Annotated in this window: 22 protein-coding genes; 6 read left to right on the top strand and 16 right to left on the bottom strand. The window is 64.0% G+C overall.

Translation table 11 applies throughout. The features are described 5' to 3' along the window. Positions 1-72: 72 nt before the first annotated feature. Complete coding sequence (locus B5525_RS07350; RefSeq protein ID WP_244567845.1) at positions 73-1,389, bottom strand: mechanosensitive ion channel family protein; 1,317 nt, start codon at positions 1,387-1,389, stop codon at positions 73-75. Between the two features lie 248 nt (positions 1,390-1,637). On the opposite strand from B5525_RS07350, the gene B5525_RS07345 reads away from it, so the two are divergent. The 3 genes from B5525_RS07345 (at position 1,638) to B5525_RS07335 (ending at position 5,881) form a co-directional block, all read left to right on the top strand. Then, positions 1,638-3,431, top strand: coding sequence for a potassium/proton antiporter (locus B5525_RS07345; protein WP_079565409.1), 1,794 nt, complete (start codon positions 1,638-1,640; stop codon positions 3,429-3,431). 171 nt (positions 3,432-3,602) lie between these two features. After that, the gene (locus B5525_RS07340) at positions 3,603-3,857 is read left to right on the top strand and encodes a PepSY domain-containing protein (RefSeq protein ID WP_079565408.1); all 255 of its coding nucleotides are present in this window, start codon (positions 3,603-3,605) and stop codon (positions 3,855-3,857) included. Positions 3,858-4,189: 332 nt separating this feature from the next. Continuing rightward, on the top strand, positions 4,190-5,881 hold the full coding sequence (locus B5525_RS07335; protein ID WP_172899829.1) for a tannase/feruloyl esterase family alpha/beta hydrolase: 1,692 nt from the start codon (positions 4,190-4,192) through the stop codon (positions 5,879-5,881). Between the two features lie 66 nt (positions 5,882-5,947). Here B5525_RS07335 and B5525_RS07330 read toward each other — a convergent pair whose 3' ends face one another. From B5525_RS07330 to B5525_RS07315, 4 genes are all read right to left on the bottom strand, one after another. After that, positions 5,948-7,231, bottom strand: coding sequence for a TRAP transporter large permease (locus tag B5525_RS07330; protein WP_079565406.1), 1,284 nt, complete (start codon positions 7,229-7,231; stop codon positions 5,948-5,950). A 12-nt stretch (positions 7,232-7,243) separates the two neighbouring features. Then, complete coding sequence (locus B5525_RS07325) at positions 7,244-7,741, bottom strand: TRAP transporter small permease (protein ID WP_079565405.1); 498 nt, start codon at positions 7,739-7,741, stop codon at positions 7,244-7,246. Between the two features lie 83 nt (positions 7,742-7,824). Then, entirely contained in the window at positions 7,825-8,850 is a 1,026-nt protein-coding gene (locus B5525_RS07320; RefSeq protein ID WP_079565404.1) for a TRAP transporter substrate-binding protein, read from the bottom strand. Between the two features lie 184 nt (positions 8,851-9,034). Beyond that, the gene (locus tag B5525_RS07315; protein WP_079565403.1) at positions 9,035-9,766 is read right to left on the bottom strand and encodes a sulfite exporter TauE/SafE family protein; all 732 of its coding nucleotides are present in this window, start codon (positions 9,764-9,766) and stop codon (positions 9,035-9,037) included. Positions 9,767-9,992: 226 nt separating this feature from the next. Here B5525_RS07315 and B5525_RS47475 point away from each other — a divergent pair, with 226 nt between their 5' ends. Continuing rightward, positions 9,993-10,259: a DUF1127 domain-containing protein gene (locus B5525_RS47475; protein WP_079565402.1), complete on the top strand. Its 267-nt coding sequence runs from the start codon at positions 9,993-9,995 to the stop codon at positions 10,257-10,259. Continuing rightward, complete coding sequence (locus tag B5525_RS07305) at positions 10,256-11,470, top strand: MFS transporter (RefSeq protein WP_079565401.1); 1,215 nt, start codon at positions 10,256-10,258, stop codon at positions 11,468-11,470. The genes B5525_RS47475 and B5525_RS07305 overlap by 4 nt, the downstream gene beginning before the upstream one ends. Before the next feature lie 34 nt (positions 11,471-11,504). Here the strand turns inward: B5525_RS07305 and B5525_RS07300 are convergent, their stop codons facing one another. The 8 genes from B5525_RS07300 to mepA form a co-directional block, all read right to left on the bottom strand. Further along, a complete protein-coding gene (locus B5525_RS07300) occupies positions 11,505-12,392 on the bottom strand; it encodes a DUF1259 domain-containing protein (RefSeq protein ID WP_079565400.1) in 888 nt (295 codons plus the stop codon). Between the two features lie 76 nt (positions 12,393-12,468). Further along, positions 12,469-12,828 (bottom strand): hypothetical protein, encoded by a 360-nt coding sequence (locus B5525_RS07295; RefSeq protein ID WP_079565399.1) that lies wholly within the window; start codon positions 12,826-12,828, stop codon positions 12,469-12,471. A 360-nt stretch (positions 12,829-13,188) separates the two neighbouring features. Then, entirely contained in the window at positions 13,189-13,863 is a 675-nt protein-coding gene (modC, locus tag B5525_RS07290) for a molybdenum ABC transporter ATP-binding protein (protein WP_079565398.1), read from the bottom strand. A gap of 2 nt (positions 13,864-13,865) precedes the next feature. Continuing rightward, positions 13,866-14,561 carry a molybdate ABC transporter permease subunit gene (modB, locus tag B5525_RS07285; RefSeq protein WP_079573046.1) on the bottom strand — a complete coding sequence of 232 codons (696 nt, stop codon included), beginning with the start codon at positions 14,559-14,561 and terminating at the stop codon, positions 13,866-13,868. Positions 14,562-14,566: 5 nt separating this feature from the next. After that, complete coding sequence (modA, locus tag B5525_RS07280; RefSeq protein WP_079565397.1) at positions 14,567-15,352, bottom strand: molybdate ABC transporter substrate-binding protein; 786 nt, start codon at positions 15,350-15,352, stop codon at positions 14,567-14,569. Between the two features lie 175 nt (positions 15,353-15,527). Further along, positions 15,528-16,034 (bottom strand): hypothetical protein, encoded by a 507-nt coding sequence (locus B5525_RS07275; protein WP_079565396.1) that lies wholly within the window; start codon positions 16,032-16,034, stop codon positions 15,528-15,530. Between the two features lie 2 nt (positions 16,035-16,036). Next, on the bottom strand, positions 16,037-16,246 hold the full coding sequence (locus tag B5525_RS07270; RefSeq protein WP_079565395.1) for a TOBE domain-containing protein: 210 nt from the start codon (positions 16,244-16,246) through the stop codon (positions 16,037-16,039). Positions 16,247-16,418: 172 nt separating this feature from the next. Next, positions 16,419-17,366, bottom strand: coding sequence for a penicillin-insensitive murein endopeptidase (gene mepA, locus B5525_RS07265; RefSeq protein WP_079565394.1), 948 nt, complete (start codon positions 17,364-17,366; stop codon positions 16,419-16,421). Positions 17,367-17,979: 613 nt separating this feature from the next. Between mepA and B5525_RS07255 the strand changes: the two genes are divergently transcribed. Further along, complete coding sequence (locus B5525_RS07255; RefSeq protein ID WP_079565392.1) at positions 17,980-20,217, top strand: sensor domain-containing protein; 2,238 nt, start codon at positions 17,980-17,982, stop codon at positions 20,215-20,217. A 15-nt stretch (positions 20,218-20,232) separates the two neighbouring features. Here B5525_RS07255 and B5525_RS07250 read toward each other — a convergent pair whose 3' ends face one another. The 3 genes from B5525_RS07250 to B5525_RS07240 form a co-directional block, all read right to left on the bottom strand. After that, positions 20,233-20,703 carry a DUF1801 domain-containing protein gene (locus B5525_RS07250; RefSeq protein ID WP_079565391.1) on the bottom strand — a complete coding sequence of 157 codons (471 nt, stop codon included), beginning with the start codon at positions 20,701-20,703 and terminating at the stop codon, positions 20,233-20,235. Between the two features lie 240 nt (positions 20,704-20,943). Next, on the bottom strand, positions 20,944-22,911 hold the full coding sequence (locus tag B5525_RS07245; RefSeq protein WP_079565390.1) for a methyl-accepting chemotaxis protein: 1,968 nt from the start codon (positions 22,909-22,911) through the stop codon (positions 20,944-20,946). Positions 22,912-23,009: 98 nt separating this feature from the next. Continuing rightward, positions 23,010-24,182: an acyl-CoA dehydrogenase family protein gene (locus B5525_RS07240; RefSeq protein ID WP_079565389.1), complete on the bottom strand. Its 1,173-nt coding sequence runs from the start codon at positions 24,180-24,182 to the stop codon at positions 23,010-23,012. Positions 24,183-24,245 lie beyond the last annotated feature (63 nt).

The raw sequence follows: 24,245 nt of genomic DNA, 5'->3' as shown, positions 1-24,245 counted from the left end.
CCTAGGTCGCGAAATGGTTGTCGCTCGCCCAGGGAACCGGCGGATTTGGTGCCAGCGGGGGCGCCTTTCGCGTCAGTTCGAAACCTCGACCGTGGTTTCCACCGGCAGCGCCCCGCCGCGGATGCGGATTTCGCGTACCGGATAGGGCACCCGGATGCCCTCGCGTTTGAAGGTCTCCCACAGCGCCAGCATCACGTCGCTTTTCACATTGTCCATGCCGTCGGGGTCGGCGATCCAGAAGGTCAGGGAAAACTTCATCCCGGCCTCGGCGAATTCGGTCAGGATGCAGGTCGGCGTTTTGCCCTTGATGGCGCGCTTGGCGCTTGCCGCGATGTCGGCGGCGAGCGTGCAGACCAGCTTCGGATCGGCATCGTAATTGGTGCCGAAATTGACTTTCACCAGCGTGTTCTTGTCGGTGTAGGTCCAGTTGACGACCTTTTGCGTCACCAGATCCTCGTTCGGGATCAGGAATTCGCGGCCGTCGCCGGCGGCGACCGAGATATAGCGCGTCTTCATCGCGCTGATGCGCCCGGTACTGTCGCCGATGGTGACGAGATCGCCGGGTTTTACGGATTTGTCAGCCAGCAGGATGATGCCCGAGATGAAATTGGCGACGATCTTCTGCAGGCCGATACCGATGCCGACGCCGACCGCGCCGGAGAACACCGCCAGCGCCGAGAGGTTGATGCCGACCGCGCCCATGGCGATGGTGATCGCGAGCACCATCAGCCCCATGCGGATCATCTTGACCAGCAGCACCTGGATCGATGGCGTCAGGTCGGTCGAGCTGTTGATCCGGCTTTCGGCGAAATTGCTGGCGATGTTGGTCAGCCACAGCGCGGCGATCAGCAGCGCCCCGAACTCGATCAAGAGCAGCGGCGTCAGGCGCAATCCGCCGAGCACGATCGAGACCGAGTCGAGCGCATTGATCGCCGGATCAAGCTGGCCGATGATGCTCAGCGCCGCGACAATCCACGCCGACAGCGACACCAGCTTGACGATGAAGGCGTTGCGGATCACCGAAGTGACGAGCCGGATCACCAGCCAGGCGAGCGCGAGCTTGGCGGCCATCACCAGGAGATAGCTCCGGCTCGGCCAGGTCGAATGGTACATCGCGACGCGCGCGGCGATCACCAGGACCGCAAACACCGCCGTGGATGCGCTGCTGACCAGCACGCGGCCGAAGTGCCGCAAAGGCAGCGGCCAGCCCATCGCGAACGAGGTCATGTCGACGCGCGCGCGGGTTCCTGCATCGGCCGCGAAGGCAATGCCCGCCGCGGCCAGTATCAGGCCGAACTGCAGATAGAACCAGGGCGATGTGACCTCCGCGCCGACCGATCGTGCCGCGGCATGCAGGAAATCGATGACGTCGTTCAGGTCCATCGGCAAAATCTCATCTGGAGGCAGCTCATCTCTGGACTCTCCATCTCAAGGTTCTTCATTTGGCAAAAACGTGATTCGAATGTCCGGCAGATTCCCATAAGAGCGGTTACGACGCCATCGCTTCGGCACGCGGGCCACACAGGAAAGGCCGAAAAACCGGGCACATTGTCGCTAGCGCCAGAATTGGGTTGGCGTCGAAGTGTGGCGACGATAAGGATGCAATTGCAAGTATTTGCGGTGATTTGCGAAGGCCCATGGCGTCACTCGATTCCGTCAGCATAGCCATTCTTCTCGGCGCAGCATTGGTGATGGCGGGCATCCTGTCGAGCCTGCTGGCGCTGCGCTTCGGCGCGCCGCTGCTTCTGGTGTTTCTCCTGATCGGCATGCTGGCCGGCGATTCCGGCCCCGGGCAGCTGCGGTTCGACGACGTGCGTACCACCTATCTGGTGGGTTCGGTGGCGCTGGCGCTGATCCTGTTCGACGGCGGTCTGCGAACCCGGTTTCAGAGCATCCGCGCGGTGCTGGTGCCGTCGATGGCGCTGGCGACGATCGGGGTGCTGTTGACCGCGATGATCACCGCGCCGATCGCTCGATATGCGCTCGACCTGAACTGGACCGAGGCGCTGCTGGTCGGCGCTGTGGTGGCGTCGACCGATGCTGCGGCGGTGTTTCTGCTGGTGCATGCGCAGGGCCTGCGGTTGCGGCCTCGCGTCGGCGCGACGCTGGAAGCGGAATCCGGCACCAACGATCCCTTCGCGGTGTTTTTGACGCTGATGCTGGTGGAGCTGATTTCGGTCGGCCACAGCTCGGCATGGCATGTGGCGCTGGAACTTGGCCGCGAAGGCGTGCTCGGGGCCATCGTCGGCGTCATCGGCGGCCGGCTGGTGGTGCTGGCGCTCAATCGCGTGGCGCTGCCGCAGGGCCTGCACGCGCCGTTCGTGGCGACCGCGGCGCTGGTGATTTTCGGCGGGGCGCAGATCGCGCATGCCTCCGGGTTTCTCGCCGTTTATCTCGCCGGCATCATCATCGGCAACCGGCCGACGCGGGCGCATAATTCGGTGGTGACGTTTCTCGATGCCGCGACCTGGCTGGCGCAGATCGTGATGTTCGTGCTGCTCGGGCTGCTGGTGTCGCCGCAGCGGCTGCTGGCGAGCATCGTTCCCGCCGTGATCGTGGCGCTGGTGCTGATGCTGGTGGCGCGGCCGATCGCGGTGTTTCTCTGTCTGGCGCCATTTCGCTTCAACTGGCGGGAAAAGATGTTCATCGCCTGGACCGGGTTGCGCGGCGCGGTCGCGATCTTCCTGGCGTCGATCCCGATGCTGGTCGGGCTCTCCAAAGCCTATCTCTATTTCGACGTCGCCTTCGTCGTCGTCATCATCTCGCTCTTGCTGCAGGGCTGGACGCTGGCGGCTGCGGCGCGGCGGCTGCATGTGGCGCTGCCGCGGGCCGATCGCGGGCCGCGACGGGTCGAGCTGGATCTGCCCGGCCAGCTCGAACAGCAACTGGTCGGCTATTCCGTGCGTTCGAAAAGCCTGTTCTTCCGGCGCGGTCTCGTCCCGTCCTGGTCGAAGCCGACGCTGGTGATTCGCGATCAGCGTATTCTCTCTCCCGCCGAGGCTGATCCGATTGCGCCCGGCGATTACATCTATCTGCTGGCGCCGCCGGAAAAGGCGGAGGCGCTGGATCGATTCTTTGTCGACATGCAGCCGAGCTCGGCGCCCGATCCGCATCTGCTCGGTGATTTCGTCGTCTCCGGCGAGATCACGCTCGGCGCCATCGCCAACGCCTACGCCATCGCCACCGCCCCCGAATTCGCCAGTCTTACCCTCGCCGATTATTTCGACGTCCATCTCGATCACGCGCCAAAGGAAGGCGCGACGCTGGAACTCGATTCCATCGTGCTGGTGGCACGCAGCATCTCCGGCGGCCGGGTCAATGTGGTCGGTCTTCGCCTGCCTGAGGAGGAAGAAGAGGCCGCGCCCCTGACGCGGCTGGCTTCGTTCAAGCGCAAGCTGTCGGAGCTGTGGGAGCAGGTCGCGGGGATCTAAACTCTCATCGCTTTTTCGCCAGCAAGCGGCCAACAAATGGCCGCGCGCTGCCCAGGATTTGCGCAGCTTCGTGATCGCCTGTTTGGAACGCCTCGGAGCGGCAATGGTTCTTGGCAATGTTGCGCCGGTGCGCGTGACACCAAATGGAACTGGCTTGATCAGGAGTAACCTATGCGAAAATACATTTTGCCCGTTGCCGCCGCCGTAGCACTTGGAATGGCAACGCCGGCGATGGCCTATGACACCGGTGGTCTGATGTCGATGCAGGCGGCCATTGATGTAGCGGCTGATCTGGGCCTGGTATCGGTTTCCCATACCAATTTTCTCGGCGATGAATGGGAGATCGAGGGCAGGGATACCCAGGGCCGCTATATGGAGGTCTATGTCGACGCCGCCACCGGTGATGTGCGCGGCGTCAACAGGTAATCGCTATCCTCGCCTCTACCTGATCAACCCGACGATCCTTGGCAGCGTCAGGCTGATCTCGGGGATGCAGATGATCGGCAAAAGCCAAGCAACCGGGCCAGCATGTTCAGCACCTAGGTGCGGAAGTGCTGGCCGATGCCATTTGGAGGATCGCTTGTGACAGCGCGGCTCCGGGTGGAGCCACTTGCGGTCATCCCTGAGTTGACGTGTGTGTGCACTGCACGCAACATTGCGGCTGCCATATCCCTCGGTTATCCTGTCGATCCCACAAAACCACAACAATCGGGGAGGACAGAATAATGCGTCATCGACTCTATCTCGTCGGCGCGATCATGGGCCTGTTTGCGGCTGTCGCGATTGCCAGTTCGCCTGCGATGGCGACGCCGTGTACCAATCTCCAATCCTTGCAACTGCAGCACACGACGATCAATTCGGCGACGGACAACACCAGCGGGACCTTCGTCGCCCCCGGTTCCGCACCGATCACCGGCCTTCCGGCCTTCTGCCGGGTCACCGCGACCCTGACCCCCAGCTCGGATTCCAGTATCAAGATCGAGCTCTGGCTGCCCGAAAGCGGATGGAACGGCAGGTTCCTCGGCACGGGCGGCGGTGGATTCCAGGGCGTGATCAACTACGCTGAGCTCTCCAGTGGCCTCAGGGCCGGCTTTGCCGCGACCAACACCGATCTCGGCACCGGGTCCTCGGGATGCAACCCGCTGTACTGCGGCTCAGACGGCAATATGGGCAATCCCCTGGCAATTGCGTTTGGCGATCCGGCGGCGCCGTCGACGGGCCTGTTCGGGCATCCCGAGCGGATCAAGGATTTCGGCTACCGCGCGATCCACGGAATGACCGTGAGGGGCAAGGAGATCGCCAACGCGTTCTACGGACAGAAGGCGCAAAAGGCCTATTTCGCCGGATGCTCCACCGGCGGCCAGAACGCCCTGATGGAGGCGCAGCGCTTCCCTGACGACTACGACGGCATCCTGGCGGGCGCGCCGGCGTTCAACCGCACGCACCTGCACATGGCGGGGCTTTACGGGTGGCAGGATACCCATGCGAGCTCGGGCCGCCTCATTCAGCCCGGCCAGATGACGCTGATCAACCAGGCCGTGCTCAAACAGTGCGTCGGCCGCGACGGTGGCACCAGCACCGATCAGTTCCTGACCGATCCGCGCGACTGTCATTTCGATCCCAAGGTGCTGCAGTGCACCGGCGGTCAAGTGCCGCCCGCATGCCTGACGCCCGACCAGGTCACGACAATGCAAAAATACTACGCCGGCACGATCGATCCGGTGAACGGGCAGGTCATCAATCCGGGCCCCGCACGCGGCACCGAGACCGACGACGTACTCGCGCTCGGCCTGGCGTTCCAGGAGCAACTCCCGGAGCCCGCGTTCGACGGTCTGTTCTACTGGGTGTTCGGCCCAAGCTTCGGTTATCCGGCGAGCGCGGTCAATTTCGCGAATTTCGACTTCCACCACGCCATCGACACGGTCGATGACCAGCTTGCCGCGGTGCTGAATGCGAACAGCAGCGATCTCGGCGAGTTCCGGGAGCATGGCGGCAAGCTCATCATGTATCACGGCTGGGCCGACCCGCTGATCCCCTCGCAGAGCAGCATCAACTACTTCAACGCGCTGGTAGGCAACGACAGCCACGGGGTGCAGCAGGCAAGCTTTACCGCGAATGGCAACCCGGCGCTGCAGCGGACCCAGAGCTACGCCCGGCTGTATATGGTGCCCGGGATGTACCACTGCTCCGGCGGGCCGGGCCCCAACACGTTCGATGCGCTGACACCGCTCGTCAATTGGGTCGAGAACGGCGTGGCGCCGGAGTCGCTCGTCGCCACCAAGTTCGTCAACGATACCCCGCCCGCGGTCCAGATGACCCGGCCGCTCTGCGTCTACCCCAAGGTCGCGAAGTACACGGGGAGCGGCAGCACCAGCATCGCGGCGAACTTTACCTGCGTCGCCGACGAGAACGACTTCAACCAGACGCCTGCCCCCAAGTACGGGCCGTAACGAATGCAGCGCCGGCGAGCCGCGTGCTCGCCGGCGTCTTGCTTTTTCTTGCGATGCGAGTGCGCGTTACCTGATCAATCCTGCGAGCCTCGGCAGCGTCAGGGTGATCTGGGGGATGCAGATGATCAGCAAGAGCCCCGCAAACAGGGCCAGCATGTACGGCACATAGGTCCGGAAGTGCTGGCCGACGTTCAGGTTGGCGAAGCGTAGCGCCATCAACAGCCCGACCCCCATCGGCGGCATGAACAGGCCGATGCCGACGGCGGCCGTCTGCACGATGTTGAAGTGGATCGGGTCGATGCCCATCGCCTCGGCGATCGGAAACACCACGGGGATCAACACGACCGCGGCGGGCAGGCCCTCCAGCACCATGCCGAACAGGCAGCTCATCGCGGCGGTCCCGATCAGGAATAGCCATGGATGCGTCTTCAGCGGCCCCAGCACCTGGCCGAGCAATTGCGGCACCCCGCTCACGCCCATCAGATATTGATAGACCGAGGCGATCGCGAGCAGGAACACCACCGCCGCGGTGAGGATCGCGCTGTCATAGGCGATCTTGCCCATCTCGCGCCACGAGACGTTGCGATAGTAGAGCTTTGCGGCCAGGAAAGCATAGCCCGCGACCACAGCGCCGGCCTCGGTCGCGGTGATGATGCCGAGAATGAATCCGGCGAGGATCACGAACGGCACCACCATCGGCACCGCCGCATGCAGCGCCGCGTGGCCGAGGCGTTTCAGGCTCGGCCTGGCATCGACCGGCCAGTCGTTCTGGCGCGCGCGGACATAGACCACTGTCATCAGGCACAGCATGATCACCACTGCCGGAACGAAACCGGCGACGAACAAAGCCACCGCCGAAGTATTGGTGACCTGCGCGATCACGATCATGAAGATCGCCGGCGGCACCAGCATGCCCATCGCGGTGCCGGCCGCGATCAGGGAAGCCGAATCGCGCCGGTCATAGCCGGCTTTTGTTAGCGGCGGCATCAGCGCGGAGCCGAGCGCGGAGACTTCCGCCATCTTCGATCCGCAGATGTCGGAGAAGAAATACGCGACCACGATTACCGACATGCCGAGCCCGCCCTTGACCCATCCGATCAGCGCGCGCGCCAACTCCACCAGCGCGTGGCTCATGCCGCAGCGCTCCATCAGATTGCCGGCAAACACGAAGGCGGGGATTGCCAGCAGCACCCAGCTCTGTGATCCCGACACCAGCGCCGAGGACAATTGTTGCAGCGGATAGCCGCCGATCAAAAGCCCCGCGATGCCGGCGACGCCGAGTGCAAACACGATCGGCATCGAGAGCAGCACCAGCACGGCGAAAACGACGAGGACGATCGCGAGCAGCATGGATGATCCCGATCAGTGTTGGGGTTCGTCTTGCGGCAGCGGTGAGATCATCACCGCGAGCCCGTAGACGGCGATCAGGATGCCGCCGGCCGCGGCGGAGGCATAGAGCCAGGCGAGGTTGATTTGGAGGCCCGGCGTCATCAGCGTGCGGTTGAGCAGGCAAAGCTTAAAGCCATACCATGCCACGAGCGCGCCGACGCCCGCGATCAGCGCGTGATTGAAACGGTGGATCCAGAGCTGCGCGGTCTCGGGCAGGCGATGCACGAACACGGCCAGCGTGAAGTGCGAACGCGACTGAATGCCGATCGCGGCGCCGATCAGCGTCAGCCACGCCAGCGACAATTCGCCGACTTCCTCGACCCAGGTGAACGGCACCGGGTCGACGTCGAGCCAGTCGGTGATGGCGCCGACGAAATAGCGCAGGGTCACGCCGACCAGGAGATTGACGATGGCAAGGATGATCAGCGCCGTGACCGTGATCTTCGGGACGGCAGAGAGAATACGCAGCATGCGCGATGGAATCCTGGCGACGGATGGCAAGGGCGAGTGGGCCGAAGGCCGATATGGGAACGGCTTCGGCCCGGCTTTCAAACTCAGGCCTTGAAGCCTTCGATGTCGTCCCACAATGCGCCGTACTGGCTCTTATAGGCCGGCCAGATCTTGGCCTGCGCGACCTTGCGGAATTCGTCGACCCTGGCTTCAACCACCGTCATGCCGAGTGGCTCCAGCTCCTCCTTGGCCTTGGCGAAATTGTCGACCGATTCGGTGGCCTGGCGGATCTTCTCCTGAGCGGCGCGCGACAGATCCATCACCAGCTTCTGCTGCCCGGGCGTAAGCCCGTTCCAGATCTCGAGGTTCATCACCGCGTTGGTCGGGCCGTAATTGTGATAGGTGAGGGAGGCATATTTCGACACTTCGTAGATCTTCAGCGCCTTCATGTTGACGACCGGCAAGTCGCCGCCGTCGATCACGCCCTGCTTGGCGGCGGTGATGACCTCGCCCCACGCCATCGGCACGGCGCTGCCGCCGAGTCCGTTGATGGTGTCGCCGAAGATCTTGGCCTGCTGTACGCGGATTTTCGCGCCGCGCAGGTCCTTCGGCTCGATGATCGGCTTCTTCGACGTCCAGAAATGGCGGAAGCCGTAATCGAAATAGCAGAGCACCTTGAGCTTGTAATTGTCTTCGATCTGCTTGCTGATATTGTTGCCGATCTGCCCGTTGAGCATGGCGTAGGCGGACGCATAATCCTTCACCAGATAAGGCACCAGCAGCGCGCCCATTTCAGGAAACACGGTCGCGGCGGCGCCGGCCGGGCTGCCCATCGCGATGCTGCCAGACTTGACCGCGTTCATGATCTCCAGCTCCTGCGGGATCAGGGTCTTGCCGAAGAACTGCATCTCGATCGCGTCGTTCGACTGCGCGGTCAATTCCTTCGCCATCCAGTCGAACGCGACGGCGGCCGATTCCGGAACGGCGTTGATGTGGGCGAAGACGAGTTTCTTCGGCTGGGTTTGTGCAAAGGCCGGAGCCCGGCCGGTAGCGAGAATGCCGGCGATGCCGGCGCCCGCACGCAGAAGCGTGCGGCGATTGAGCGAGACACGGCTCCTGGGAGCAGACATGGGATTCCTCCAAGCTTTGCGTTTTTTGTTGCGGTCCGGCGGCCGGGGAGGCCAGTCAGTCCGGCGGCAAGCTTACAGGATAGCGGGCGCCTTGCCAGTGGTGATCGCGGCCGGCGGGTCGATGTCAGGCCGGCGGCCGCCCGGCAGCACCTTGACGCCGCCGAAGGGTCCCGGCCGGCAATTCTCAAAAGATCAGGATAGCCCCGGAGCCGAGCAGCAGGATGAGAACGACCTTCCGAAAGCTTGCTTCGTTCAGCAGGCCGTAGAGCTTCATGCCTGCCCACATACCGGCGAACAAGGCCGGCAACCCGATCACAAACAGTTTGATGGTCTCGGCTGTTACCGCTCCCTTTGCTCCAAGCCATAGAGCGCTCATGACGAAGACGGCGACCGCGACGGGCTGGAAGACGGTACGCTGGACATCCTTGGGCCATCCGCGCAACCCGCACCAGACTGTCACGAGGATGCCGGCCAAGCCTGTCATGCCACCAATCGCGCCGTTGAAAAAACCCACGCAAGCGTCAGCCACCGCACCGCCGCTTTTGATCGGCTCTATGGCCGGACGAAACAGAGCGTACAGGCTGTACAACACGAGAAGAGCGCCAACGCCGATTTTGGCATGCTGCGGATTCGTCCATGTCAATAACGTCACGCCGACAGGGACGCCAACCGCTGCGCCGACGAGAAACGGCCACAGCTTTCTCCAATCAAGCGCATGACGAAGCTTCCATACCGAATAGCCTTGGACGAGCAGGCCAAAGGCTATGATGAGGGACGCGGTCTGCAACGGCGTAAGGATATAGAGCCAAATTGATGCCGCAACGAGGCCGAAGGCGAAGCCGGAAAGACCCGCGACCAGGGCTCCGGCAACAGTCGCGACAAGAAAAATCGGAAGTTCGAGAGGTAATCCATCCATGGGCTCGCTCCAAAACAAGGGCGAGCAGCGCTTGAATGGGATCACCATTTGATGGGGAGGCTGCGACGTCCCCGAGAGAAGTATGAGGCAAGTCGCGCTTGAATACAACGGACCTGCGCTTGAGCTGTCAAAGTCCGTGTGGTAGAAATACCTCCTCGGGCCATCGACAACCGCCCGATGAGCTTCCGTGGCCAAGCGTTGTCTCGCTCCATCATGGAGGTGAGACATGCCTTGCGGCAGCACGGATTCTACTTCAATCCGACATATCAAGACGATTCCACCGGCCTTTCCGGACTTCGGATTGTTCTGGCAAATTCCACTCTCATGGCTGTCCGGAATGGCCGCCTGGATTGAGCGCCGTAGCCGGTATCGAGAACTTCGCGAACTTGATGACCGGCTCCTCGCCGACATCGGCCTATCGAGGCACCAAGTCGGCGAAGATCCTCTCAGGTCCACTCGCATGTGCCTGACGATGTGGCACGCCGACAGATGACAGCCTTCCTTTCGTCAAGGCCGCGGTCAGACGTTCACTACCTGTATGCCGCGCGGGCGCTCCGCGGCTTCGGCGACGGCTTCGCCATCATTATCCTGCCGGCCTACCTTTTGGCCGTCGGGTTCACCCCGCAACAGGTCGGGATGGTCGCCAGCGCGTCCTTGTTGGGAACGGCCGCGCTTACGCTGCTCGTTGGCTTCGTTGCGCCGCGCCACGACCTCAGGAACCTTCTTCTGGCCGGCGCCGGCCTGGCCATCGTAACCGGGCTTGTGTTTCCGATGGCGGAGACGATTGCGCCGGTTCTGCTCGTCGCATTCATCGGGACCATCAATCCCTCGGCAGGCGACCTCGGGATGCTCATCCCCCTTGAGCACGCGCTATTGACGCAGGAAACGGACGATCGGGATCGCACCAGCGTCTTTGCAAGATATAGCCTCATCGGCTCGCTGACCGCGGCCGCTGGATCGCTCGCGGCGGCTGTGCCGGAATTTCTGACATCCAGGGGACTTGCGGAAGTCAACGCACTTCGCCTGATGTTCTACGGTTACGCGCTCCTCGGGCTGTTCGCCGCCGTCCTGTACAGCCGACTGCCGCAGGACCACATGCGAGCGGCAACTCGCCCGAAATCGGCGCTCGGGCCATCGCGCAGGATCGTCTACAAATTGGCGGCACTGTTCAGCCTGGACGCCTTTGCCGGCGGCTTCGTCGTTCAGTCGCTGTTGGTGCTGTGGCTTTTCCAGCGGTTCGATTTGTCGCTCGGCGCGGCAAGTGCCTTCTTCTTCTGCGCCAGCCTGCTGAGCGCGATCTCGTTTCCGGTTGCGGCATGGCTCGCCAAACGCATCGGGCTCGTCAACACCATGGTGTTCACCCACATTCCATCGAGCCTCTGCCTGATCGCGGTCGCATTCTCCTCGAACCTGACGGTCGTCCTCGTTCTCCTGCTGATCCGCGCGGCCCTGTCGCAAATGGATGTGCCGACCCGATCGTCCTATGTCATGGCCGTGGTTACGCCTGATGAACGCAGCGCGGCGGCAAGCGTGACCGCGGTACCGCGCAGCCTGGCCTCTGCCATCAGCCCCGCGATTGCCGGCTTCATGCTCGCGGGGCCGTTCTCGGCGTTGCCGCTGGTGGTGTGCGGATGCCTCAAGATCGCCTATGATTTGGCGCTGCTCGGAATGTTCCGGCACTCGAAACCGCCTGAGGAATCGTGATGCCAGAACATTGGCGCGGCGCAGGACGTGACGCTCAGCTCTTGGCGATCGCCGTTTTCTCCAGCGCGGCGCGAACGCCCCGCGCAAGCTTCAGGGCATCGTCATTGGCCCAGAAGTGAATGAAGAACATTCGCGGTTGTTCATCCAGCATGTGGCTGTGGATCGCGGTCACTTCGATGTCGTTCGCGCGCAAGGTCCGGATCAATGGGTTGACCTCATCCCCCGTGACCAGGAAATCGCCTGTTATCGCGGCTTTGCCGTTGCCGGTCGGCTGAAAGTTGATGGCGTTGGCGCCGCCCAGGGGTCCGGTGACCTTCATCCCCATCTCGACGGACGGATCGCGGCGCGGGACACCGAACTGGTAGACGCCGCCGACCGCGGTGCCCTTGACGCCCATGATTTCGTCGAGCTTGGCGGTATCGAGATCGATCGCGGGTGTCGGCGCGGCCCCCGTGGTCGGCGGGTCGAACGGCGTCTCGCTCGCCGCCAGCGCGGAGCGGATGACGGCTGCCATCTTCACGGGATCGCCGTGCCCTCCGACATGCATGTAGAAGGTCGCGGGTGATGCGCGAAGGATGTGGTTGTGGATGGCCGTGATGTCGAGACCGCCGTCCAGTAGGCTCGTCATGACAGGGGTGATTTCGGTATCGAGCAGCACGAGGTCACCCATCACCGTGGCTTCGCCGCCCATCGGGGCGAATGCAACCCAGCCGCCCAGTGCCAGCGCCGGTTTGATCGCGACGCCATCGAGCGTCACCTTCAGATCGGACCGTGGCAGGCCGTAGCGGTGCACGTCGCCCGACACCACCGCCGATTTTCCGAGCGCGGCATCAACCTTCGTCCAATCGATGTCGGCGGCCTGGGCGAGCGCCGGCATGGCGGCTGCGGCAAACAACATCGCGAGTACGGATATTGTCTTCATGTTCAACTCCTCTTTGCTATTGCCCCCAATTCACGATTTCCGTCGAGCGGCTCCCCCTGCCTTTGAGCCCGCGCCTTCATGGCTGCGCACCCGCGACAGCCGGTGTGGCGTCAGTGGGCTTTTCGAGGATTCCTTTTTCCGGGTAGTTGTCTTCGGCGTCCCGCTGCATGACAACATTGTTGCCTTGAAGCCAGATTTCAAAACAGTTGGTGTCGCCATCATTGCCGAAATCGATGCATATCTCGCTGCCTCGGATGCGCCAGGTACCGAGACGAGCGCGGCCCATCTCGTAGCGTCGAAGGGTGCCATCCTTCTGATAGATGTCGCGCCGCACCTCTTCGGTGAATTGCCTGCCGCCGAGCGTTGCCGCGATTTGCGCGCCGGACAGCTTGGTGAAGCGATCGGCCGCGTGAGCGGGAGGTACGAACGCGAACATCAACGCGGCGACGCATAGCCTACGCGCGCGCGTCAGTGAGCGCGCAGGCCTGGCGTGGACGTCATCGATCGAGTGTAGCGGCTCAGCCGCAACCGATCGTGAGCAACCGCAATGGTCGGGTATGGAAATGGAGTGCCTGGTCCGGTTCATGCGCAAATCCTCGACGCGTCGAGTGTTGCGCAGTGCTTGGACCGTGGTCTCGAGGGGTGACTGCCTTTCCCCTGAGACTTTCTGTAATTTGCGCCTGCCGCAAAGGCAAGAGCGCGGCGGTTCTGGAACCAGAACTAACCCGCTCGCTCGCGCTCTTTTGAAGGGAACGTTGCGAATCTCGCGAGGGTGCTTGTATTCCGCCTCACACGCTCAAGCTGGCGCCCCCGGCAGCACCTTGACGCCGCCGAAGGCGGTGATGCGGCCCCGCCGGAGCATCACGATCTGCGTCGCCAGCTGGCGCAGTTCGGCGACGTCGTGACTGACATACACCATGGGAATCCGGGCCTCGTCGCGCAGCCGTATCAGATAAGGCAGGATCTCGACCTTGCGGCCCTCGTCCAGCGATCCCAGCGGCTCATCCAGCAGCAGCAATCGCGGCTTTGACAACAGCGCCCGTCCAAACGCGACCCGCTGGCGCTCGCCGCCGGACAATCGGCCGGGCCGTCGATCCAGCAGCCCGCCGATATCGAGCAGCTCGACGACGCGCTTGCGCTGCGCGGGATCATCGGCAAGCCGGTTCATGCGCCGGCCGTAGTCGAGATTTTGCCGCACATCGAGATGCGGAAACAGCCGGGCGTCCTGGAACACGTAACCGATGCGCCGGCGATGGGCCGGGATGTGGATGTGGGCCGCGCTTTCGTCCAGTGTCTCACCGTCAAGCGCGATGATGCCGCGATCGGGCCGCAGCAGGCCCGCGATCATGTTGATCAGCGAGGTCTTGCCAGCGCCGGAGGCCCCGAACAGGCCCGTGACGCGCCCCTCGCTGCTGAAACTCGCTTCGATCGAGAATTCGCCGAGCTGTTTGACGACGTCGACGCGCAGCATGATCAATTCCCGTGCAGGCGCTTTGTGGCGCGCCGCGCGAGCATTTCGGAGGCGACCAGCGCTGCCAGCGCAATCAGAACCGAAACCACCACCAGCCGCAGCGCCGCGCTATCGCCATCCGGGGTCTGGATCAGCGAATAGATGGCCGAGGAAATGGTCTGGGTCTCGCCGGGAATGTTCGACACGAAGGTAATGGTCGCGCCGAATTCGCCGATCGCCTTGGCAAAGCCGAGCACCATGCCGGCCAGCACGCCCGGCAGCGCCAGCGGCAGGGTGATGGTCAGGAACACCCACCACGGCGCAGCCCCCAGCGTTTCCGCCGCCTGTTCCAGCCGCCGGTCGACCGCCTCGATCGACAGCCGGATCGGCCGCACCAGCAGCGGAAACGACATCACGCCGCAGGCCAGCGCGGCGCCGGTCCAGCGAAATGCCAGCACGATGCCGAGATGGTCGGCGAGCCAGGCGCCGACCAGGCCGCGGCGCCCGAACGTCAGCAGCAGAAGATAGCCGGTGACGACCGGAGGCAGCACCAGCGGCAAATAGATCAGCGCATCGAGCACCGCCTTGCCCCAGAAATCGCGCCGCGCCAACAGCCACGCCACGGCGATCCCGAGCGGCGTCGCCACCAGTGTCGCCACCGTGGCGACCCGCAGCGAAAGCTGGATCGCCGTCCATTCCGTTGGTGAGATTTCGAACACCAAGGTCAGGAAGTGGGACGGATCAGGAAACTGAACCCGTATTTCTCGAACACCGCCTTGGCCGCGGACGAGCGCAGATAGGCGAGATACCCGGCGGCTTCAGCCTTCGCGGCCGTTGTCGCCGCGACGGGGTAGATGATGGCGGGATGGGAATCCGCCGGGAAAGTACCGACGATCTTGACGCCCGGTTCGACCTTGGCGTCGGTCGAATAGACGATGCCGAGCGCAGCCTCGCCGCGCGCCACCAGCGTCAGCGCAGCGCGCACGCTGTCGGCCATCGCGAATTTCGGCTCGGCTGCCTGCCACGCACCGAGTTTCTCCAGTGCCGCCTTGGCGTATTTGCCGACCGGAACGGCCTTGACGTCGCCGGTGGCGATCTTGCCGTCGCCGGCAAGTTTGGCCAGGTCGAAGCCTGGCCCGATCGCCACATTGTCGACCTTGGAATCCTTCGGCGCGATCAGCACGATGCTGTTGCCGAGCAGATTGACCCGTGTCGGCTCGTTGATGTCTTTCTTGCCGGTCGCATAGTCCATCCAGTCGGTGTCGGCGGACAGAAAGATATCCGCCGGCGCGCCCTGCTCGATCTGTTTTGCGAGCGTCGAACTCGCGGCATAGCTGGCGGCGATCTTGACGCCCGTCTTCGCGGTGAAGGCGGTGTCGACGTCGTCGAGCGCGTTCTTCATCGAAGCCGCGGCGAACACCGTAAGGCTCTTGTCCTGGGCCTGGGCGGGCGACAGGGCCGATCCGCTCACGATGACAAAGGCGGCAAAAATTCCGGCAAGGCGATACATGGTGGCGCTCCGTACGTGTTCGCAGACGCACTCGTTCGCGCGCGCAAATCAGGCGTTGGTTGAAGTTCGACTGCGACAGGCGGAAGCGCCGTTCCGCTGCTCCCGGCGACTTACGGCCGACCGGGATATCGCAGCGCAAAAACAATAGCAGTCCGAGCTTTCGGGTTAAAGGCCCCTAATCGGAAGGCAGGATCGCGATCGATACCGAATTCTCTTTCGTGCCGCTGACCTGCAGCACGAAGGGAGCGGCCGAAATCTCGTATTTCATGGTCTTGCGGATACCGTCGCAGTCGGTGGCGCCGCTGAAGGCCTTTGGCTTGAGAAAATGACCGTCCTGGATCACGTCGACCCAGCCGCCGGCCGACAGGCTGACCGTATAGAGGCCTGCTTTCGGCGCAGCCTTGATATTGGCGAAGCCGGCGAAGGTGCCGTCCTTCGGCGCCCGTTCGGGCGGCGAGGGCAGTTTTGCCTCGCTGGGTGTGCGCAGAGCGATCGTCATCCCCGTTGACGGCACGGCAGCGAGGTCGCCGCCCGACGCCAGGTTGACCCGATCCGGCGCGATCAGCGCCGCCCTCTCCCGGTCGATGTTCCACTTGAACTTGTCGCAGCCGCTCGGCTCTTCCGCCGCCCACGCGGGCGCGGTTCCGAGCAGCATCAAGGCGATCAGAAGAGGCGTGCGCATGGTCAGTCCACCCCAATAATCATGTCGGAGGCCTTCACGATCACGGTGACCGCGCTCTTGGCCTTGATGCCCAGTTCATCGACCGCCTCATTGGTGATCGAGGAGGTCAAGATCTGGCCGCCTCCGATATCGACGCGGACATGGGACGTGGTGGCGCCCTTCTTCACCTCGACGACGGTGCCTTTGATCTGGTTGCGTGCACTGATGCGCATAGCGGTCCTTACAGCGTTAAGCCGCGCGTGGCAACGCCACGCACCGGCTGACAGATGGTGAAATGCAGATCTGGACCGCCGTCCCCAAAAATGTCGCCCGCGCTTACGGCGCGAGAGGTTTCCATCCTAGCGCATTCCCGGGCCGAATGAAAATCCGGCTTTCTATTGCTTCCTATTGCTTCGCGTCCGGCGCTGCCAAAACCTGGCGGCAGGCGGCGGGCATTTGTGCCAGTGTCATCGGCGGCCTCGGCTTCGGCGGCTGCTTCGGCGGCTTGGGATGGATGACCGAATCCTTGAACCAGTAAGCCAGGTCGCCGGCGCCGCAGCCCTCGCTTTCCGCGGGTTCCGGCTGGCTCTCGCATTCGGTGCTGCCGGGCGGGCATTTGATGCGGATATGGAAGTGATAGTCGTGGCCGTACATCGGCCGGATTTTGGAGAGCCAGCTGCGGTCGCCCCTGGCTTCGCGGCACAGCGCCTTCTTGATTGCGGCGTTGACGAAAATGCGTTGCACGGTCGGCTCCAGCGCGGCGTCGCGGATGACCGCGAGATGGCCCGGTGTGAAGACGTGCGGGTCGACGTCGAGCCGGTCAGGACGCACCATCATGACCGCGGACGTTTCCTCGCGCTCCTCGCGCGACAACACGTGGTCCGGCATCGGCGTCAGCCAGACATCGGCGTCCAGTCCGACCTGATGGCTGGCGTGCCCGGTAATCATCGGACCGCCGCGCGGCTGCGACATGTCGCCGACCAGGATCCCCGGCCAGCCGGCATCCTTGTGCGCTTTGATCGACAGTCGTTCCAACAGCTCGACCATGTCGGGATGCGCCCAGTTGCGGTTGCGCGACAGCCGCATCACCTGCCAGGTGTCGCCCGTGATCGGCAGCGGCTCTGCGCCCGCGATACAGCCCTTGGCATAGAAGCCGATCACGCGCGTCGGCATCGCCGCCGGCAGCACCTTGCGGCCGAACAATTCCTTGGCGCCCAGTTTGGGATCGTTGGGATTGGCCAGCGGCGGCAGCGACTTCGGGCTGACGCTGCCCTTGTCCTGCGCCAGCGCGAAGGTGGCAGTGACAATAGCGGCAAGGATCGGGAGCGGGCTGAAGATCAGGCGGGACTTCATCGGATCACTCTTTAGGCTGCAAGCGTAGCACGGATTCGGCAGTCGCGAAGACGGCGCGCCAATCGCGATTGCTTGATCCCGCGTTGTTCTGCCGTGGGCACCCGAGAGGATACAAGCGGCCAACCACGGCACCTCGGGGTTGTCGCCGCCCGGCGGACGGGCCTCGCATGGCCGCGTGCGGCCACGCTCTCGGATGTCACCGCGCTGTTCGCGCTGGTCGAGCGCAACGGATCGCGCCAGACGCGGACCGATATCGAATTAGGCCAACAGGGCCGCCGTCTTTAACGGTTCGATAACCCTGTCCATCATTGGCAATATTTCGGGCGTTCGCTGCCGGATTACGCGAACGCATGACGCAATCTCCGCGCGATCGAGAATTCCTGCATACCGAAGGTGGATTTTGCGCAAATCGTTGCCTTGATCTCATTGGTATCGGGGTGCGGTGGCCACCGTGCGCGCCGTCCCCCCGGGATCTTCGCCACTTAAACAGGCAACCTGACCTCGACGGGCCCTGGCGGAGCCGTGCGATCGACTCGCGGCGCGAGCAAGAGATACCATTTTTTCAGACACTTATCGGAAAACAGACCCGCGGAAAGCGAGTGGGGCGCAATCAATGCCGAAAATCCGGCCGAAGGTAGTCAAGAAGCGGAAGCATGCGGCGATCACCCGCATTGCCGGTCGGCTCGCCAAACCGAGTCCGAAGCTTCTGAGCGGCAGCCGGCGTGTGTCGGCCGAGATCGGCGAGATCGTGCGCAAGCGCGCGGAAGCAGAAGCCGCGATCGCCGAAGCGCGGAAATCCCACGAACGCTTGCGCGAGGCGTTCGACATCCTGCCGCAGGGCATCGTGTTCCTCGACGCCGAGGGACGCTACATCCTCTGGAACAAGAAATACGCCGAAATCTACAACCGCAGCTCGGACCTGTTCGAGCCGGGCGCGCGGCTCGAGGACACAATCCGCGTCGGCGTCGAGCGCGGCGACTATCCCGAAGCGATCGGTCGCGAAGAGGAATGGATCGCCGAACGGCTCGAGAAGCTTTATCACCCCGGCGACCGGCACGAGCAGATCCTCGGCGATGGCCGCGTCATCCTGATCGAGGAGCGGCTGACCGGGGATGGCGGTGTCATCGGTCTGCGCGTCGACATCACCGAGTTGAAGCAGCGCGAAGCCTCGTTCCGGCTGTTGTTCGACAGCAATCCCGTTCCCATGATCGTTTGCGCGATGGACGACGAGCACATCCTCGGCGTCAACGACGCCGCGGTCGAGCATTACGGCTACAGCCGCGCCGAGTTCGAGAAGCTGACCATCCGCAACATTCAGGCTTTCGAATCCGAACCGCCCTGGGCCGGCGACCTTTCCAGCGACGAACTGACGGCGCGCACCTGGAAGCACGTGCGGGCCGACGGCACCCTGATCGATCTGGCGATCTATTCGCGCCATCTGGTCTATAACGACCAGCCCGCGGTGCTGCTGGCGCTGATGGACATCACCGAGCGCAAGCGCGCTGAGGCGCGGCTTGCCTTCATGGCCCAGCACGATGGCTTGACCGGACTGCCGAACCGCAACCTGCTGCGCCAGCACATGGACGAGATCCTGCTGCACACGCGGCGCAGCGCCGAGAAGGTCGCGGTGCTGGTGATCGGACTGGACAATTTCAAGGCGGTCAACGACACGCTGGGCCACGGCATCGGCGACAAGCTGTTGCGCGGGGTCGCCAAGCGCCTGCGCTCGACGCTGCGCGAGGAAGATACGCTGGCCCGTCTCAACTCCGACGAATTCGCGATCGTCCAGAGCGGGCTGGCACGCCCCGAGGATGCCGTGATCCTCGCCAAGCGGCTGCTGGAGGCGATCGCCGATCCCTATCTGCTCGACGGCCATTCCGTCGTCATCGGCGCCAGCATCGGCATCGCGATGGCGCCGGGCGACGGCGACGAATCCGAAAAACTTCTGAAGAGCGCCGACATGGCGCTGTCGCGCGCCAAGAACGATTCGCGCGGCACGTTCAGTTTCTTCGAGGCCGGAATGGACGCGCGCGCGCAGAGCCGGCGCAAGACCGAGCTCGACCTGCGCGACGCGATCCAGAACGACGTGCTGCGGCCGTATTATCAGCCGCTGATCTGTCTTTCGAGCGGACGCATCACCGGCTTCGAGGCGCTGGTGCGCTGGCCGGATCCCGAGCGCGGCATGATCTCGCCGGCCGAATTCATTCCGGTGGCCGAGGAGACCGGGCTGATCAACGGGCTCGGCGGGTTGATGCTGCGCCGCTCCTGCATGGATGCGGCGCTGTGGCCCGACGACGTCCGTGTCGCGGTCAACCTGTCGCCGCTGCAGTTCCGGACCGGCAATCTGCTGTCGATCGTGATGGATGCGCTCAAGCAATCCGGGCTGCCGGCCAAGCGTCTCGAGCTGGAAATCACCGAGACCCTGCTGTTGGAAAAAAGCAGTCAGGTGCTCGCCACCCTGCACGCGCTGCGCGCGCTCGGCGTGCGCATTTCGATGGACGATTTCGGAACCGGCTATTCCAGCCTGAGTTACTTGCGAAGCTTCCCGTTCGACAAGATCAAGATCGACCAGTCGTTTGTGCGCGATCTCGGCTCCAACCGGGACGCGCAGGCGATCGTGCGTTCGATCATCAGCCTCGGCAAAGGCCTCGGTGTCACCATCACCGCCGAGGGCGTCGAGACCGAAGCCGAGCTGAGCTGCCTGCGCGCGGAGGGCTGTCACGAGGGCCAGGGCTTCCTGTTCAGCCGCGCGCGGCCCAACGTCGAGATCATCAGGCTGTTGCAGGCGCAGTGCGGCGCGGATTCCGACGGGACTCCGGAAATGGACAGCGACGCGGCGCTGGTCGCATGACGATTTGCCGGCTGTCTACCGCGCGGCCTTGCGCTTGTTGAGGTGGTAGGTCAGCGCCAGCGCCACGCAATGGCGGAGTTCCGCTCGCGGCAGCTCATCCCTGACGTCCAGGAGGATGCATCGGTTGCCGCCGAAACGCAGTTTCGTCGGGTACAGCTCGCGGAAGCTGTCGACCAGACCGGTCTGGCAGTGGAAATACACCGCATATTGACCGGCGGCGGATTTCACCTGGTCAATCCGGATTGTGCTGCCGCTCCTGGTTTCGGGCGTGAGATAACTCGGCTGCCCCCATTTCAGGGTTTCCTGCAGCGCGCCTACGCCCTCCGTGGTCCTCGCGGTCTCGAGGATCAGCCGGCGCAGCGTCTTCAGTTTTGCCTTCAGCGGCGCGGGATAGGCGTTGAAAACCGCTTCCACGGCGGGATCGGAAACGTCCGCGCGCGGCCTTGCGGCGCGCTTGCCGCTGGTTTTCCCGATCGGATTGGGCATCGCGCGGTCCGCACATTCCCCTGAGGCTGTCGTGCGGGCAGCCTAGCGCGTCTTCCGCCGAAATGGATACCGGCTTTGCGACAGGACTGCGCCCGCAAGTCACCCGCCGCACGCGTTCGTCGCGGAGCGGCTATCGTTTCCGTGCGGTCTGGCGCGCCCGGGTTCCGCGAACAGAGTGCGAGACGCTAAGGGAGATGCTAGCTGTATCCCGAGCAGGACGGGCTTTCACGCAAGAGTGCGTTAAGCGGCGTCGCGCAGGCCGGCCAGGAAAGTGTCCACGCTTTCGAACAGCGCGTCGGCATGCTGGCTGAGCTGGCCGGACGCGACCATCACATTGTCGGCGAGGGTGCGCGACTGCTGGGCGGCCTGGCTGGCGCCGGCGACGTTGTGCGAGACCTCGCTGGTGCCGGCCGCAGCCTGCTGCACGCTGCGCGCAATCTCCCGGGTCGCCGAATCCTGCTCCTCGACGGCCGCCGCGATCGTGGTGGCGATGCCGCTGATCTCGCGGATGGTGTCGCTGATGCCGCCGATCGCGATGACGCAATTGCCGGTGGCGGACTGGATCGCGGTGACCTGGCCGGCGATTTCCTCGGTCGCCTTCGCGGTTTGGCTGGCGAGTTCCTTGACCTCGGAGGCGACCACGGCAAAGCCGCGGCCGGCCTCGCCGGCCCGTGCCGCCTCGATGGTGGCGTTGAGCGCCAGCAGATTGGTCTGGCTGGCGATGGCGCCGATCAGCCGCAGCACGTCGCCGATTTTTTCGCCGGCGGCGGTGAGGCCCGCGACCATCTCGGTGGTTTGCCCGGCCTTGACCACGGCCTGATCGGCAACCCCGCTGGAATGGGTCACCTGGCGGCCGATCTCGGCCACGGAAGAGGCGAGCTCTTCGGTGGCGGCGGCAACCGTCGAGACGCTGGCCGAGGCCTCTTCGGAGGCGGCCGCCGCCGCGGTCGCCCGCTCGGAGGTACCGTTGACGCTGGAGGTGATCTCGCCGGCCACCCGCTGCATGTCCTTCGTCGCTTTCGCGACCGCGCCGACGACGCTCTTGACGTCGGCCTCGAAGCGGTCGGCCATCTGGCGCTGCAACGCTTTCTTCTCGGTCTCGGCCTGCCGTTTGGTGGCCTCCTGGGCGTCGCGCATCGTGTTGGTTTCGATCATGTTGCGGCGGAACACATCCACCGCCGTTGCCATGGTACCGAGTTCGTCCTTGCGGTCGGCGCCGGGGATGGTGACGTCGGTGTCGCCGCTCGAAAGGCGGTTCATCACCGCGGTGATCGCGATCAGCGGCCGCGACATGCCGCGGCCGAGCAGGAACGCAAGCAGCGCCGCGGTGGCCAGAATGGCAAGGGTGACGAGAATCAAAGTGAGCTGCGAACTCGCTGCCACCGCCTCGTATTCGGTGGTGTCCCTGATGACTTCGAGCACCGCGACCGGCTGGCCGGCATAGTTCTTGATCTGCCCGACATAGAGGGCTGCCGGATGACCGCCGAAATTGGCGTCGCGGTGCAGCGCCGCTCCGTTGAACACGCTCTTCAGTTCGTCCGGCGTAGCAACCACGGTATCGCCGAAGGTCGAGGACAGCCGCTTGAACTCCTTGCCATCGAACGAATGCACGGCGAGGTCGATGCCAAAGCGCTTCTTGGCGCGATCGACGAATTCCTTGCCGAAGGCGGCGCCGACATCGACATTGGCCAGGACCTTCCCATCACGCAGGATCGGCGTCATGCCGAATATCCCCAGCGCCTCCCGCCCCGGTTCCACGCCGACGATCGATTTACCGGTCTTGATCGCTTCCACCACCGTATTGCGGCGCCCCGCGACATCGTCGCCGAAGGTCTTCGGCGAATGGACGCGGTAAAACGAGATCGACGGCGGGACCTGGAATGTGATCAGCGGGATCCCTTGCTCCGTCAACGCCTTCATCGGGGCGCCCAGCAGCGTCCCCAGGCCGTCGCGATCGCCCTTGGCGATGGCGTCGCCGACCGGCGGAAGTGCTGCGACCACGGCGCTGACCGCGAGCGTGGCTCGGCCTTCATAGTCGATCGCGGCGATCACGCTGTCATATTGCAGCTTCAGCTGCTGTTCGAGGGCCAGCCGCATCAGCGAGCGTTGCTGCAGAATCGAAAATGTGCCGAGGATGCCGCAGGCCACCGCCACCGTCAGTGAAATGGCCAGGATCAGACGGGCCGAGATCGATCGAAGCTTGAACATGGGGATACCGAAACTCCGCGAGGTGAGATTCGGAAACTCCCAGAAAGTACTTAAGACGGGATTATGCCCGGCCGTAATAATACCGAGCCTGCTGACCTTCAGGCGGGCTTGGCCGCCATTGCGGGACCACCGGCCAGCAGCGCCTTGCCGACGTCCTCGTAATGGGTGTCGCGGGCCTGGATCTGCTGCGCGATGGCGTGCATGTCGCGGAACCGGCGCTCGAACTTGTTGGCGGCGAACACGGCGGTGGCGCCGGCCATGTGGTAGGCGGCGTCGACCACCGCGGCCGACTGATGGATCGTCCAGGTCGCGGCCAGCCGAAGCGCGACCCGATGTTCGTCGCTGAGGTTCCCGGTGCGCGTCAAATCGTGCCATGCCTCCGCGGCGGTCGCGTAGAGATAGGCGCGCGCGGCGCGCAAATTGCCCTCGATGCGGCCGATCTGGCCCTGAACGGCATTGTTTTCGCGCATCACCGCCTGTCCCTGCGGCCGCTTGCTGCGTGAAAGCTCGATCGCCGCGTCCAGCGTGGCGCGGGCGACGCCGAGCGAGGTCGCCGCAAAGCCCATGCTGAACACCATGCTGGTGGTGAGCTTGTACAGCGGTCCGTTCTCGCGCAATGCGGCCGGATCGTCGCGAAGCGGGGCATATCGCTCGGGAATGAACAGGTTTTCGACCGAATAGGAATCGGTGCCGGTGCCCTTGAGGCCGATCACGTCCCAGACGTCATACATGGTGGCGCTTGCTACCGGAAACAGGATGGTGCGGATCTCGGGCGAGCCGTCCACCTTCTTGCGCGGCGTCCCGTCGGCCTCGACGACCCGGACATGGGCACCGAGCCAGCTCGCCTGGCGGGAGCCGGACGCAAAATCCCAGCGCGCGTTGGCCTGGTAGCCGCCCGGAACCGCCTTCACCTCATGGGCGATCGCGCCCCAGGCGAGGATTCCCGGCGCCGTGTTGAAAATTTCACCGGCGATATCGGCGTCGAGATAGGCCGCCGTCATGGCGCAGACGCTGCACTGGCCGAGGCACCAGGCGGTCGAGGCGTCGGCCTTCGCCACTTCCTCCTGCATCTGCATGAACACCTCCGGCGGCGCCTCGGCGCCACCGAGACTCTGCGGCAACAATGCCCGGTAAAGGCCGTTCTCGATCAGGCCGGAAACCACCGGTACAGTGAGGCGGCGCGTCCGCTCGATCTCGTCGGCCTCCCGCGCGATCAGCGGCGCCAGCGCGCGGGCGCGCTCGATCAGTCCGAAACCGGGAAGCTTGTTCATGCGTTTCCTCGCCCCTTTTTGGGTTTCTTGGCCGGCGAAGCAGCAATGGTGATCCATCCGGTG

Source organism: Bradyrhizobium erythrophlei (assembly GCF_900129505.1).
Taxonomy (GTDB): domain Bacteria; phylum Pseudomonadota; class Alphaproteobacteria; order Rhizobiales; family Xanthobacteraceae; genus Bradyrhizobium; species Bradyrhizobium erythrophlei_D.
Note: the sequence above shows the minus strand (reverse complement) of the source record. Positions and strands in the feature narration are given on the sequence as shown.

Bases quoted from the DNA above. Each gene is read 5' to 3' on its own strand.
- B5525_RS07300 (WP_079565400.1), bottom strand. From the start codon at position 12,392: ATGAAGACAATATCCGTACTCGCGATGTTGTTTGCCGCAGCCGCCATG.
- B5525_RS07320 (WP_079565404.1), bottom strand. From the start codon at position 8,850: ATGTCTGCTCCCAGGAGCCGTGTCTCGCTCAATCGCCGCACGCTTCTG.
- B5525_RS07335 (WP_172899829.1), top strand. From the start codon at position 4,190: ATGGGCCTGTTTGCGGCTGTCGCGATTGCCAGTTCGCCTGCGATGGCG.
- modC (WP_079565398.1), bottom strand. From the start codon at position 13,863: ATGCTGCGCGTCGACGTCGTCAAACAGCTCGGCGAATTCTCGATCGAA.
- B5525_RS07240 (WP_079565389.1), bottom strand. From the start codon at position 24,182: ATGAACAAGCTTCCCGGTTTCGGACTGATCGAGCGCGCCCGCGCGCTG.
- B5525_RS07255 (WP_079565392.1), top strand. From the start codon at position 17,980: ATGCCGAAAATCCGGCCGAAGGTAGTCAAGAAGCGGAAGCATGCGGCG.
- B5525_RS07275 (WP_079565396.1), bottom strand. From the start codon at position 16,034: ATGCGCACGCCTCTTCTGATCGCCTTGATGCTGCTCGGAACCGCGCCC.
- B5525_RS07295 (WP_079565399.1), bottom strand. From the start codon at position 12,828: ATGTTCGCGTTCGTACCTCCCGCTCACGCGGCCGATCGCTTCACCAAG.
- B5525_RS47475 (WP_079565402.1), top strand. From the start codon at position 9,993: ATGCCTTGCGGCAGCACGGATTCTACTTCAATCCGACATATCAAGACG.
- B5525_RS07270 (WP_079565395.1), bottom strand. From the start codon at position 16,246: ATGCGCATCAGTGCACGCAACCAGATCAAAGGCACCGTCGTCGAGGTG.
- mepA (WP_079565394.1), bottom strand. From the start codon at position 17,366: ATGAAGTCCCGCCTGATCTTCAGCCCGCTCCCGATCCTTGCCGCTATT.
- B5525_RS07330 (WP_079565406.1), bottom strand. From the start codon at position 7,231: ATGCTGCTCGCGATCGTCCTCGTCGTTTTCGCCGTGCTGGTGCTGCTC.
- B5525_RS07315 (WP_079565403.1), bottom strand. From the start codon at position 9,766: ATGGATGGATTACCTCTCGAACTTCCGATTTTTCTTGTCGCGACTGTT.
- B5525_RS07245 (WP_079565390.1), bottom strand. From the start codon at position 22,911: ATGTTCAAGCTTCGATCGATCTCGGCCCGTCTGATCCTGGCCATTTCA.
- B5525_RS07345 (WP_079565409.1), top strand. From the start codon at position 1,638: ATGGCGTCACTCGATTCCGTCAGCATAGCCATTCTTCTCGGCGCAGCA.
- B5525_RS07325 (WP_079565405.1), bottom strand. From the start codon at position 7,741: ATGCTGCGTATTCTCTCTGCCGTCCCGAAGATCACGGTCACGGCGCTG.
- B5525_RS07250 (WP_079565391.1), bottom strand. From the start codon at position 20,703: ATGCCCAATCCGATCGGGAAAACCAGCGGCAAGCGCGCCGCAAGGCCG.
- modA (WP_079565397.1), bottom strand. From the start codon at position 15,352: ATGTATCGCCTTGCCGGAATTTTTGCCGCCTTTGTCATCGTGAGCGGA.
- B5525_RS07340 (WP_079565408.1), top strand. From the start codon at position 3,603: ATGCGAAAATACATTTTGCCCGTTGCCGCCGCCGTAGCACTTGGAATG.
- B5525_RS07305 (WP_079565401.1), top strand. From the start codon at position 10,256: ATGACAGCCTTCCTTTCGTCAAGGCCGCGGTCAGACGTTCACTACCTG.